Origin of the sequence: Ruegeria intermedia (genome assembly GCF_900129345.1) — a bacterium.
In the GTDB taxonomy this organism is placed as follows: domain Bacteria; phylum Pseudomonadota; class Alphaproteobacteria; order Rhodobacterales; family Rhodobacteraceae; genus Ruegeria; species Ruegeria intermedia.
The window spans coordinates 70,795-82,054 of sequence record NZ_FQVK01000018.1 but is presented as its reverse complement, the minus strand read 5'-3'; the positions used below and the strand labels follow the sequence as shown (position 1 = coordinate 82,054).

At 65.5% G+C, this 11,260-nt stretch carries 11 protein-coding genes; 7 read left to right on the top strand and 4 right to left on the bottom strand.

The features are described 5' to 3' along the window. Positions 1-101 precede the first annotated feature (101 nt). Genes F3H26_RS13435 through F3H26_RS13420 form a run of 4 tightly spaced genes read right to left on the bottom strand, consistent with a single transcriptional unit; the run spans position 102 to position 4,018 of the window. Positions 102-758 carry an ABC-type transport auxiliary lipoprotein family protein gene (locus F3H26_RS13435; RefSeq protein ID WP_149776540.1) on the bottom strand — a complete coding sequence of 219 codons (657 nt, stop codon included), beginning with the start codon at positions 756-758 and terminating at the stop codon, positions 102-104. Then, positions 755-2,071 (bottom strand): MlaD family protein, encoded by a 1,317-nt coding sequence (locus tag F3H26_RS13430; RefSeq protein ID WP_149776539.1) that lies wholly within the window; start codon positions 2,069-2,071, stop codon positions 755-757. Before F3H26_RS13430 ends, F3H26_RS13435 begins: the two co-directional genes overlap by 4 nt. 5 nt (positions 2,072-2,076) lie before the next feature. Continuing rightward, a complete protein-coding gene (locus F3H26_RS13425; protein ID WP_149776538.1) occupies positions 2,077-2,892 on the bottom strand; it encodes an ABC transporter ATP-binding protein in 816 nt (271 codons plus the stop codon). A 1-nt stretch (position 2,893) separates the two neighbouring features. Continuing rightward, positions 2,894-4,018, bottom strand: a complete 1,125-nt coding sequence (locus tag F3H26_RS13420; RefSeq protein ID WP_149776537.1) for an ABC transporter permease — start codon at positions 4,016-4,018, stop codon at positions 2,894-2,896. Positions 4,019-4,218: 200 nt separating this feature from the next. On the opposite strand from F3H26_RS13420, the gene F3H26_RS13415 reads away from it, so the two are divergent. The 7 genes from F3H26_RS13415 (at position 4,219) to F3H26_RS13385 (ending at position 11,233) form a co-directional block, all read left to right on the top strand. Then, positions 4,219-5,754, top strand: a complete 1,536-nt coding sequence (locus F3H26_RS13415) for a sulfatase-like hydrolase/transferase (protein WP_149776536.1) — start codon at positions 4,219-4,221, stop codon at positions 5,752-5,754. A gap of 102 nt (positions 5,755-5,856) precedes the next feature. After that, positions 5,857-6,837, top strand: a complete 981-nt coding sequence (gene bioB / locus F3H26_RS13410; protein ID WP_149776535.1) for a biotin synthase BioB — start codon at positions 5,857-5,859, stop codon at positions 6,835-6,837. Further along, complete coding sequence (locus tag F3H26_RS13405; protein WP_149776534.1) at positions 6,834-7,964, top strand: 8-amino-7-oxononanoate synthase; 1,131 nt, start codon at positions 6,834-6,836, stop codon at positions 7,962-7,964. The genes bioB and F3H26_RS13405 overlap by 4 nt, the downstream gene beginning before the upstream one ends. Continuing rightward, positions 7,961-8,581 carry a dethiobiotin synthase gene (gene bioD / locus F3H26_RS13400; protein WP_149776533.1) on the top strand — a complete coding sequence of 207 codons (621 nt, stop codon included), beginning with the start codon at positions 7,961-7,963 and terminating at the stop codon, positions 8,579-8,581. Before F3H26_RS13405 ends, bioD begins: the two co-directional genes overlap by 4 nt. After that, positions 8,578-9,864 carry an adenosylmethionine--8-amino-7-oxononanoate transaminase gene (gene bioA / locus F3H26_RS13395; protein ID WP_149776532.1) on the top strand — a complete coding sequence of 429 codons (1,287 nt, stop codon included), beginning with the start codon at positions 8,578-8,580 and terminating at the stop codon, positions 9,862-9,864. Before bioD ends, bioA begins: the two co-directional genes overlap by 4 nt. Next, positions 9,861-10,478 carry a pimeloyl-ACP methyl esterase BioG family protein gene (locus F3H26_RS13390; protein ID WP_149776531.1) on the top strand — a complete coding sequence of 206 codons (618 nt, stop codon included), beginning with the start codon at positions 9,861-9,863 and terminating at the stop codon, positions 10,476-10,478. The genes bioA and F3H26_RS13390 overlap by 4 nt, the downstream gene beginning before the upstream one ends. Continuing rightward, positions 10,475-11,233: a methyltransferase domain-containing protein gene (locus F3H26_RS13385; RefSeq protein ID WP_149776530.1), complete on the top strand. Its 759-nt coding sequence runs from the start codon at positions 10,475-10,477 to the stop codon at positions 11,231-11,233. The genes F3H26_RS13390 and F3H26_RS13385 overlap by 4 nt, the downstream gene beginning before the upstream one ends. Positions 11,234-11,260 lie beyond the last annotated feature (27 nt).

Below are 11,260 nucleotides of genomic sequence, written 5' to 3'. Positions count from 1 at the left end.
AGTCGGTCAGTTCATAGCGACGTTGAGACATGCTGCTCTCCTCTTTCACAGAAGTGAATCAGAAACCCTCAAACGCCGATAGCGATTTATGAGTGCGTGACCTAGTTCAGCGATGGCCGCGGGTTGCTGGCGGCATGGGCGTGGATCTTGCGGATGCTCCATTCAACGGCGTCGCGCATGGTGTCGCCCAACGCCTCGTCGAAGGCATTGATCAGATCGGGCGTCTGATCGCTGGCCGAAATCACCTGTTCCCGGAACGAGTTCGAGGCGATGATCTTGTCTTCGAACTCGTCGATGATCTTGATGTTCATCCGCACGTCGATCTTGACCGTTTTGGAATTTTCGGTCTCTCCGACGACGATCCCCTGGAACTCGCGCAGGTCGGGAACGATCACGTAGTCCGCGCGCAACCCGACGGTCGAGCGGCCCACGGCCGCAACACGGTTGCTGTTTTCAAAGCTCTCGACCAGCAGGGCCTGCACGATCAGCGGTGCCCGGTCCACCCAGCGCGCGCGCGGCAGGTATTGCACCTGCAAATGCGTCGGCTGCACCGCGATCTGGTCGGTGTTGACCGCGGCGGTGGCCGTCGGCTCTTGAACGACAATCTGCTTGCCCACGCGGGGCAGCGAACTGGAGAACGTGCTTTTGGGCGTCAGCAGGTACAGATCGTTGGGTTTCGAGGCCTGTTTCAGCGTTCCCAACCCGGTGCAGCCGGTCAACCCTGCCAGACCCAATGCGACGATTGCTGCTCTGATCATTGGCGAAACTCCGATGCCTGTGTGCCCAGCAGGAACCGGGCCGGGTCGCGTTCCAGCTTGTCCACCAGCCGGTCCAGGCTGATGACAAGGCGTTGGGATTCTTCGACGAAGCGCACGAATTGGGGCAGCCCCACCCGCAGAAAGTCCGACACCTGCCGGCGGTTCTGCTGCACGATGCCGTCGATCGTGCCCAGGAGGTCGGATGCCGATTGCGAGGCGCTGAGGATATCGGCGGAAATCGCGTCGATCCGCTGGGTGACGTTCGACACGGTCTCGGCCACCTGGTTTGCGGCGGTGCGGATGTCGGCGGCCACGGCGGCCACGTCCTCGTCCATTACGCGGTTGGCCGAGTCGAAGGCGCGTTCGGCCGAGGTCAGCGTGCCCTTGGCCGTTTCCATCGCCGAGGTCACGGAATCGAGCGTTTGGTTGGCGTTCGCAAAGGTGTTGTTGACGGTCGCGATGGTCACCCCCGCCTCGTCCGACAACCCGATCAGCCGGTCCGCCAATTCAGACCCGCGCGCGATGAAGGGTCGGATGTCCTGTTCCAGCACCTGATCTGCCGTGGCCAGTGTCTTGTTGGCGCCATCCAGTGCGGTTTTTGCGGAGTCCGCGGCGGTCTTTATGCTGTCGAGCGTCTCAGTCCCGGTGGTCAGCGTGGTTTCTGCCGTATCCGCCAGGGTGTCCAACCGCTTGGTGAAGGCACCGATCTCCTTTGCCGCGCTGCCCAGATCGCCCGAGAGGGTTTCGAAATCGGTCAGCGTCTTGTCCAGCCGTCCCGAGGCCGAGGCGAGGTTGTCCAGAATGTCGGCCACCGCCTTGCGGTTGTCGTCATCGACCACGGCGTTGAGGTTTTCCAGCAGGGTCACCGCCTCGTCCAGCACCTTGGGCGCGCCCTCGAACAGCGATTGGATCGCGCTGCGCTTGCTTTTGATGACGCTGAACTGCGGCAGGCGCTCGGCATCGGGTGATCCGCCCGACAGCTCGACATAGCTGACGCCCGTCACCCCCAGCGACTGCAACTGCGCGATGGTATCCGTGGTGACGGGAATGTCGGCGTCAACTTCAAGCCTCACTCGCACCTTCGAGGGGTCGTCGTCGTCCAGATCCAGCGAGATCACCTGACCCACCGGCAGGCCGTTGTAGCTGACGCCCCCGGCCGCCGACAGGCCGGAAACGTTGTCGAACAGCACGTCGTAATAGGCGTATTGCCGGGTCACCTCGAACTTGGCCAGCCACAGGAAAAAGCCGAACGCGCTGAGGATACCCACAAGCGTGAATGCGCCGATCAGGATGTAGTTCGCCCGGGTTTCCATCGCCTCTACCTGTCGTGCCCCTTCTGCTGCGCCGCGCGGGCCCGGGGGCCGGTGAAGTATTCCTGCACCCAAGGATGATCGACCTTGGTCATCTCGTCTATGGGACCTTCGACCAGAACGCGTTTTTCCGCAAGCACCGCGACACGGTCGCAGATGGCGTAAAGACTGTCGAGGTCATGGGTGACCATGAAAACGGTCAGCCCAAGGGCCTGCTGCAACTCGCCGATCAGGTCGTCATAGGCCGCCGCCCCGATCGGGTCCAAGCCGGCTGTCGGTTCGTCCAGAAACACGATCTCGGGGTCCAGCGCCAGCGCGCGCGCCAGGGCCGCCCGCTTGCGCATCCCGCCCGACAGTTCGGACGGAAACTTGCCGCAACTCAGCTGGGGCAGGCCCACCAGGCTGATCTTGAGGCTGCCGAGCGCGCGCATCAGGCTTTCGCTCAGGCCGGTATGTTCGCGCAGCGGGGCCATCACGTTCTGCAACACGGTCAGCGATGAAAACAGCGCGCCGTCCTGAAAGGCCACGCCCCAGCGTTTTTCGATCCGGCGTCGGTCGGCGTCGGGGCCGTTCAGTACGTCGACGCCCAGTACCTCGATGCTGCCGGCGGCGGGCTTGTTCAGCCCGACGATGGTGCGCAGCAGGACCGACTTGCCGGTGCCCGATCCGCCGACGATGCCCAGAACCTCGCCGCGCCAGACATCCAGGTTCAGGTCGTCATGCACCACCTGCGGGCCGAACTGGTTGCGCAGGTGACGCACCCGGATCACCGCCTCGCGCTGCGCCTCGGCCTTGGTGTCCTGTTGCTGGATCGCGCCGTCCATGTCAGACCCCGACCTCGGAAAAGAAGATGGAAAACAGCGCATCGATGGCGATCACCATGAAGATCGCCTGCACCACCGATGATGTGGTCCGCTGCCCCACGCTCTGGGACGAGCCCTTGACCTGCATCGCCTGCCAACAGGCGATCACCGCGATTACCACGGCAAAGAACGGGGCCTTGATCAGCCCGACCGCCAGGTGCCAGACATCGGTGTTTTCCTTCAGGCGCGTGACGAACATGCCGGGGCTGACGCCCAAATCGATCCAGCTCATCAAGGCGCCGCCGAACAGGCCGGCCATGTCGGCCACGAAGCCCAGGATCGGCAGCATGATCAGCAGCGCCAGAACCCGCGGGACCACCAGAACCTCGATCGGGTCCAGGCCCAGCGTCTGCATGGCGTCGATCTCCTCCTGCACCTTCATCGAGCCGATCGACGCGGTGAAGGCCGAGCCTGACCGTCCCGCCACGATGATAGCGGTCAGCAGGACGCCCAACTCGCGCAGAACCGAGATCGAGATCAGCTCGACCACGAAGATCTCGGCGCCGAACTGTTTCAACTGGGTTGCCCCCTGAAAGGCAAGAACCACCCCGATCAGAAACCCCATCAGCGCCACGATGGGCAGCGCCTTGAACCCGGTTTCCTCCATCTGCGACACCAGCGCGGCCCGGCGCAGACGCCATGGCATGACCAAGGTGCGCGCCAGCCGGTGCAGCGTCAGGCCCAGAAAGCCCAGCATCGACGCCGTGTCGCGCCCGGCCCCGACCGTTCGCCGGCCCAGCGACTCCAGCCAGGGTACGAAACCGCGCGGCGGGGCCTCGGCCGGAATCTCGGTCGCGATGTTCTGCGCGACGGTCTCGAGCAGCGCCGATTGCGTGGCCGAGACGTTTTCATAGGTCACCGTCGCGCCCGCTGCCGAGGCCCGCCGCGCCAGATCGCAGATCAACCAGGCGCCGCCGGTGTCCAGCGACCCGAGCCCGGACAGATCGAAAACAATGTGATCCGCGTCTGGGTGAATTGCCCGAAATCCCTTTTCCACCGCCTCCAGCGATTGGGTCACCATCTCGCCCGCAACCGCGATCCGCAGGGAGTCGTTGATCTGTTCCAATGCAATAGAGAGCTGTGTCATGCGGGTATCAGATGGGAAACGACGCCCTGCTGCAACGGCTTTCTTGCACAGGAGGAGAAACTGGGCGTGGGGCGTGTCCTTCAGGGGCCGGCGTGCCGTCGGAAAATCACGCCCGACCGATGGAATCGTTTGCTTGAACCAAGGATCGCGGACACAGTCGCCATCGGACGGAACACGGAATCCAGGCAGGGTGGTTCGGAATGCGGCAAAAGGGAAATGTCCTGTTCATCATCATCGATCAGTTGCGCGCCGACTGCCTGACCGGGGCGCTGGCTGACCATGTCGATCTGCCCAACCTGCGCGGCTTCATGGCCGAAGGCGTCACGTTCACCCGCCATTTCTCGGTCACCAACCCGTGCGGGCCGTCGCGGGCGTCGCTGCTGACAGGGCAATATGCCATGAATCACCGATCGGTGCGCAACGGCACGCCGCTGCGGCACGACACCCCAAACATCGCGACGGAAATGCGCAAGGCCGGATACCTGCCGCAGCTGTTCGGCTATACCGACACCTCGGCCGACCCTCGGGTGCATCATCCGAACGACCCGGCGGTCAAGACCTATGAAAATCCGATGAACGGTTTTCACGAGGTCGTCGAAATGCGGCTCGAGGAATCGTTTCCCTGGCGGTCGCACCTGCTGCGAAAGGGATATGCGTTTGACGACTATTGGGACCTCTACAAGCCGGTTTCGCCGGACGGGTCCGCGCCGCGGTTGAACGACCCCGCCCCGTACAGCGCCGCAGACAGTGACACGGCATTCCTGACCGACTCGTTCTTGAACGAAATCGCGTCCTATCGACAGCCCGGCTGGTTCGCGCATCTGACCTATATCCGTCCGCACCCGCCGCTGGTTGCGCCGGCGCCGTACAACCGCATGTATGATCCGGCGTTACTGCCACTGCCGACGCGGGCTGAATCACCTGATGCCGAAGCCGCCGTTCATCCGTTCTTCGGCCCGGCGCTGGAAAGCTGCGGGCCGGGTGACTGCGTGCATGGCTTTGCCGAGGTGCCACCGACCGATCAGACCACCCAGACACTGCGCGCCGTCTATCTGGGGCTGGCGAGCGAGGTCGACCATCACATCGGTCGGGTGCTGCGGTTTCTGAAGGACAGCGGCCAATATGATGACACGTTGATCGTCATCACCGCCGATCATGGCGAGATGCTGGGCGATCACCATGCCTGGGGCAAGATGTCGGTCTATGACGCGGCCTATCACACGCCGTTGGTGATCCGCGCGCCGGACAACGCGGGGAATGCGGGGCTGCGCGTCGACGTTCCGACCGAATCCATCGACATCGCGCCGACCATTCTGGACTGGGTGGGGCAGGCCATCCCGAATTCGATGGACGGGCGTTCCCTGCTGCCGCTTCTGCAGGGCCGGATACCGGCGGACTGGCGCGGCTATTCCTTCAGTGAGCTGGATTTTTCCGACCCCGAACACCCGACCGTCTGGCAGAGGCGGCTGGGGATCGGGCACAGCGACTCGTGCCTGGGCATTCTGCGGGATGCGCGGTTTACATTGGTGGAATTCGCCGCCGACCTGCCGCCCCTGCTGTTCGATCACCATGGCAAGGGCGAGGCCGAGAACGTCGCGCACAAGCCTGAATTCGCGCCGGACCTTGCACGGTTGACGCGCCAGATGCTGCGCCACCGGATGCGCAACATGGACCATACACTCTCGTTGCATTCGATCACGCCGGATGGCCCGAAATCGGTGCGACGCCATTCCTGACCTGCGCCGGACCCGCACCCTGTGACATCGCGGATGTTGCGTTTTCCGGCTTTATTGATAAACCCGAGTAAATCTGAATCATCGGGAAAAATTATCTATAAAATGTCGGCTACATCGAACACCTGGACCCGCGAAACCGCTCAGGCCATCCATGACCTGCCGCTGATGGACCTTCTGTATCGGGCGCAGACCGTACATCGCGAGAATTTTGACCCCAACAAGGTGCAGATGTCGCGGCTTCTGTCGATCAAGACCGGCGGCTGCGCCGAGGATTGCGCCTATTGCTCGCAATCCGCGCGCAACGGCTCCAAGCTGAGCGCCTCGAAACTGATCGAGGTCGAGCGCGTTCTGGCCGAGGCCCGCAAGGCGCGCGAGTCCGGCTCGACCCGGTTCTGCATGGGCGCCGCCTGGCGCGAGCCCAAGGCGCGCGACATGGATGCACTGGTGGCGATGATTCAGGGCGTCAAGGCGATGGGCATGGAAACCTGCATGACCTTGGGCATGCTGGACGATACCCAGGTGGTGCAGCTGCGCGATGCCGGGCTGGACTATTACAACCACAACATCGACACGTCCGAGCGTTATTACCCCGAGGTCATCACGACACGTACCTTTGCCGACCGGATCGACACGCTGAACCGCGTGCGCGAGGCGGGGATGAAGGTCTGTTCGGGCGGCATTCTGGGCATGGGCGAAAACGGCGAGGACCGGATCGACATGCTGGTGACGCTGGCCAACCTGCCCGAGCCGCCGGATTCGGTGCCGATCAACATGCTGATGCCGCAGGCCGACACTCCGCTGGCCGACGCCAAGCCGGTCGATCCGATCGATTTTGTGCGCATCATCGCGCTGGCGCGGATCATGATGCCGAAATCCCATGTTCGTCTGTCCGCTGGCCGCAGCGAGATGAGCGACGAGATGCAGGCCATGTGCTTCTTTGCCGGTGCCAACTCGATCTTTGCCGGCGACACGCTGCTGACCGCCGAGAACCCCGAGGAAAGCAAGGACGCGATCCTGTTCGCCAAGCTGGGCATCCAGCCGATGGAGGCGGAGTCCGAGGCCCGCGTGGACGCGGCCGAATGACAGCGACCGCAAGGCTGGGCAATGCGCTGAAGGTGCTGGAAACGCGCCATCGGCTGCGCAGGCTTGCGCCCCGCACGGGGCTGGATTTTGCATCCAACGACTATCTGGGCCTGGCCGGTTCCGACCTTCTGAGGCGCGCGGCGCAGGACGCGCTGGACCGGGGCGTTCCGCTGGGTTCTGGCGGGTCGCGCCTGCTGCGCGGCAACCACCCCGAGCACGAGGCGCTGGAAGCCGAAGCTGCCGCCTTTTTCGGCGCCGAGGCGGCGCTCTTCATGGGCGGCGGGTTTCAGGCCAATCAAGCCATTTTTTCGACCCTGCCCGCGGCCGGGGATCTGATCCTGCATGACGAACTGGTCCATGCCAGCGCGCATGAAGGCATGCGCCTGGGTCGGGCCGAGACCCGTGGCTTTGCGCATAACGACATTTCGGCGGCCCGCGCGGTGCTGGCCGACTGGCGCGCGCAAGGCGGCACGGGCCAAGTCTGGATCGCGGTCGAAAGCGTCTATTCGATGGAGGGCGATCTGGCCCCGTTGACCGCCCTGGCCGGACTGGCCCGAGCCGAGCAGGCGGTGCTGGTGGTGGACGAGGCCCATGCCACGGGCGTCTTCGGCCCGAATGGGCAAGGGCTGGCCCATGGGTTGGACGCCGAGGTGCTGACGCTGCACACCTGCGGCAAGGGGCTGGGCGCCAGCGGCGGGCTGATCTGCGGACCGCGTGAAATGATCGACACCCTGATCAACCGGGCACGGCCGTTCATCTTTGCGACGGCCCCGTCGCCGTTGGACGCCGCCATCGTGCGGGGCGCGCTGCGGGCCGTCGGACAGGACCCAGGCCTGACTTTGGCCGCGCGCGACCGGATGGCTCATGCCCACGCCGAGGCCGCGCGCCTGTGCGGGCTGACCGGATTTCACAGCCAGATCATGCCCGTCATCGTGGGAGAGGACGCGGCCACGATGGATCGCGCGGCGAAACTCCAACAGAGGGGCTTTGACGTGCGCGGGATCCGCCCACCCACCGTGCCGCGTGGCAGCTCGCGGCTGCGGGTCTCGATCACCGGCAACGTGGGCGCACAGGACATCACGGCGGTGTTTCAGGCCATCGCCGAACAACAGGCAGGACCCGCATGACCACAGTGATCGTGACCGGAACCGACACTGGCGTCGGCAAAACCGTGTTTTCCGCCGGGCTGACCGCGGCCCTCGGTGCGCAGTACTGGAAGCCCGTGCAATCGGGGCTTGAGGAAGAGACCGACAGCCAGATCGTGGCGCGCCTGTCCGGCCAATCGGTCCTGCCCGAGGCCTATCTGCTGAACCTGCCCGCTTCGCCGCACCTGTCGGCCGAGGCCGAGGGGGTCGAGATCGACCTTGACCGGCTGACCCTGCCGCAGACCGATCGCCCGCTGGTGGTCGAAGGGGCAGGGGGCGTCATGGTGCCGCTGACCCGGCAGGCCTATTACCTTGACCTGTTCGCCCGCTGGCAGGCACCCGTGATTCTGGTGGCCCGGACGGCCCTGGGCACGATCAACCACACGACCCTGTCTCTGATGGCACTGCGCGGCGCCGGCTGCCCGGTGGTCGGCGTGGCCTTCATCGGAGACCCCGAACCCGCGGTCGAACAGACCATCATCCAGATGTCGCAGGTGCCCCACCTGGGACGCCTCGGCCGGATCGAGACTCTGACACCCGACACCCTGCGCCACGCCTTCGAGGCGATCGACATGGACACGATCCGAGGTGCCCTGTGACCCCGCTGGAATTTGACGCCCGCCACCTGTGGCACCCCTATACGAACGTGGCCGACCCGGGCCCGATGCACCTGATCGACCGGGCCGAGGGCGTGTATCTGTACCGCGAGGACGGGGCGAAGATGATCGACGCCATGTCCTCGTGGTGGTGCGCCATCCATGGGCACCGCCACCCGGCGATCACCGCCGCCATGCAGCAACAGCTGGACCGGATGCCCCATGTCATGTTCGGCGGTCTGACCCACCGGCCCGCGATTGATCTTGGCCGCAAGATGGTGGCCCTGCTGCCCGAGGGGCTGGACCGGATCTTCTATTGCGACAGCGGCTCGGTCTCGATCGAGGTGGCGATGAAGATGGCGGTGCAGTTCCAGATGGCCCATGGCCGCACCGACAAGGTCGAGTTCGCCACGATCTGCGGCGGCTATCACGGCGACACCTGGAAGGCGATGAGCGTCTGCGACCCCGTCAACGGCATGCACGGGCTGTTCCGCGGCGCGCTGTCGATCCAGCATTTCCTGCCGCGCCCGTCCGTTCGCCTGGGCGACGACTGGCCCGAGGACCCGGCACAGAACGGGCTCGATGCCCTGGAACAGTTGCTGCGCGACAAGGCGCACAGGCTGGCCGCGCTGGTGCTTGAACCGGTCGTGCAGGGCGCGGGCGGCATGTATTTCTATCACCCCGAGTGGCTGCGCCGGGCCAAGGCCCTGTGTCAGGCCCATGACGTTCTGGTGATCTTCGATGAAATCGCCACCGGATTCGGCCGGACCGGAGAGCTGTTTGCCACCACCCATGCGGGGGTGACGCCGGACATCATCTGCCTGGGCAAGGCGCTGACGGGGGGGCACATCTCGTTCGCCGCGACGGTGACCACCGAACAGGTGGCTTATGGCATCGGCAACAGCGAGGCTGGCGTGTTCATGCACGGCCCCACCTACATGGCCAATCCGCTGGCCTGCGCCGCCGGCGTCGCCAGTCTGGGGCTGGTTGAGGATGGCGGCTGGCAGGCCAGCGTGCGGGCCATCGAGGCGCAGATGAAGGCCGAACTGGAGCCGGCGCGCGGCCTGCCCGGCGTCGCCGATGTGCGGGTGCTGGGCGCCATCGGCGTGATCGAGATGGAGCACACCGTCGATCCACGCATCGCGCATCGGCGGGCGCCGGAAACCGGGGTCTGGCTGCGTCCCTTCGCGCGCAACATCTACTGTATGCCGCCCTATGTGATCTCGGGCGACGAGCTGAGCCGGGTGACGGCGGCCATGGTCGAACTCGCGCGGGGCGACGCATGAGGCGGCACTGGCTAACCCGTGACGGAGGAGCGCAGTTGACGCTGGTGTTCGGCGGTTGGGCGCTGGGGCCTGCGCCGTTTGCGCGCCTGACCGGGGCGGCGGACGTTCTGGTGGTGGACGACTATCGCAACCTCGATGACGCGCTGCCCGAAACCGGCAACTATGACTCGATCCGCTTGCTGGCCTATTCCTTCGGTGTCGCTTCGGCCGCGCATTGGCTGGCGGGGCACGGAGTGACCTGCGCGCGCAAGGTTGCGGTCAACGGCACGCTGTTTCCGGCGGATGCCGACCGGGGCATCGCGCCCGAGACGGTGGCAGCCACGGCCGATGGCCTGAGCGCGGCCAGCTTTGCCCGGTTCTGCCGCCGGGCCGGGCTGGATGGCCCCGCGCCCGAGATCGATTTTGCCGCTGCGGCCGAGGAACTGCGGACCATCGCCGCGCGCGGAGCTGCGCCCGATCCCGGTTTCGACCGGGTCTGGATTTCCACCTCGGACCGCATCGTGCCGACGGCCGCGCAGGAAATGGCCTGGGGCCAATCGGACACCATGCGCCGCATCCCCGGCCCGCACCAGCCTTTCGCGGTGGGGCAGACCTGGGCGGAGTGGTTCGCATGAACGCCATGCCCACCGACCGCATCCGGCGCAGTTTCAGCCGCAGCTTCGGCAGCTATCACTGCGCCGCTGGCCCGCAGGCCCGGATTGCCCGCGCTCTGGCGCAGCGGCTGGTCGATCTCGGGGCGCCCCGCCAGTTTGGCACCCTGTTCGAAATCGGCTGCGGCACCGGTCATCTGACCGAAGCGCTGCACCAGCAGTTTTCGTTCACCCAGTCCACGCTCAACGACCTGATGGCCGAGGCCCAGGAGACTGCGCGGCGATGGGGCGCGGATTTCCTGCAAGGCGATATCCGCGATGTGACATGGCCCGCGCGGCCGGACCTGATCGCCTCGGCCTCGACGGTCCAATGGCTGGACGATCCGGCGGCCGTGGTTCGCCGCGCCCTGCATCAGGTCGCACCTGGCGGGTGGGTGGCCATTTCGGGATTTGGCCCCGACCAGTACGCCGAGCTGTCCGCGCTGGGGTCGGCCGCCCGCGCGCCCGGCTTGCGCGCCCCCGAGGATCTGGCCGCAGGCATCGGCCCCGAGGTTGAAATCCTCGACCTGTGGCAGGATCGGCAACCGCTGTGGTTCGACACGCCGTTGGACGTGCTGCGCCACCTGCGTGAGACCGGGGTGAACGGCCGTGCGGCGCAGGTCTGGACCCGCGCCGACCTGACCGATTTCAGTACGCGTTATCGCGCCGCGTTTTCCGGCCCCGAAGGCGTGCGCCTGACCTATCACCCCGTCTGGATCATCGCGCGCAAACCCGGCTAGGGGCCAACCGGTCGCATCCGGCCCCCC

Excerpts from the sequence above, each read along its gene's own strand:
- F3H26_RS13435 (WP_149776540.1), bottom strand. The coding sequence starts at position 758 with ATGATCAGAGCAGCAATCGTCGCATTGGGTCTGGCAGGGTTGACCGGC.
- bioB (WP_149776535.1), top strand. The coding sequence starts at position 5,857 with ATGTCGGCTACATCGAACACCTGGACCCGCGAAACCGCTCAGGCCATC.
- F3H26_RS13425 (WP_149776538.1), bottom strand. The coding sequence starts at position 2,892 with ATGGACGGCGCGATCCAGCAACAGGACACCAAGGCCGAGGCGCAGCGC.
- F3H26_RS13415 (WP_149776536.1), top strand. The coding sequence starts at position 4,219 with ATGCGGCAAAAGGGAAATGTCCTGTTCATCATCATCGATCAGTTGCGC.
- F3H26_RS13430 (WP_149776539.1), bottom strand. The coding sequence starts at position 2,071 with ATGGAAACCCGGGCGAACTACATCCTGATCGGCGCATTCACGCTTGTG.
- bioD (WP_149776533.1), top strand. The coding sequence starts at position 7,961 with ATGACCACAGTGATCGTGACCGGAACCGACACTGGCGTCGGCAAAACC.
- F3H26_RS13420 (WP_149776537.1), bottom strand. The coding sequence starts at position 4,018 with ATGACACAGCTCTCTATTGCATTGGAACAGATCAACGACTCCCTGCGG.
- F3H26_RS13405 (WP_149776534.1), top strand. The coding sequence starts at position 6,834 with ATGACAGCGACCGCAAGGCTGGGCAATGCGCTGAAGGTGCTGGAAACG.
- F3H26_RS13390 (WP_149776531.1), top strand. The coding sequence starts at position 9,861 with ATGAGGCGGCACTGGCTAACCCGTGACGGAGGAGCGCAGTTGACGCTG.
- F3H26_RS13385 (WP_149776530.1), top strand. The coding sequence starts at position 10,475 with ATGAACGCCATGCCCACCGACCGCATCCGGCGCAGTTTCAGCCGCAGC.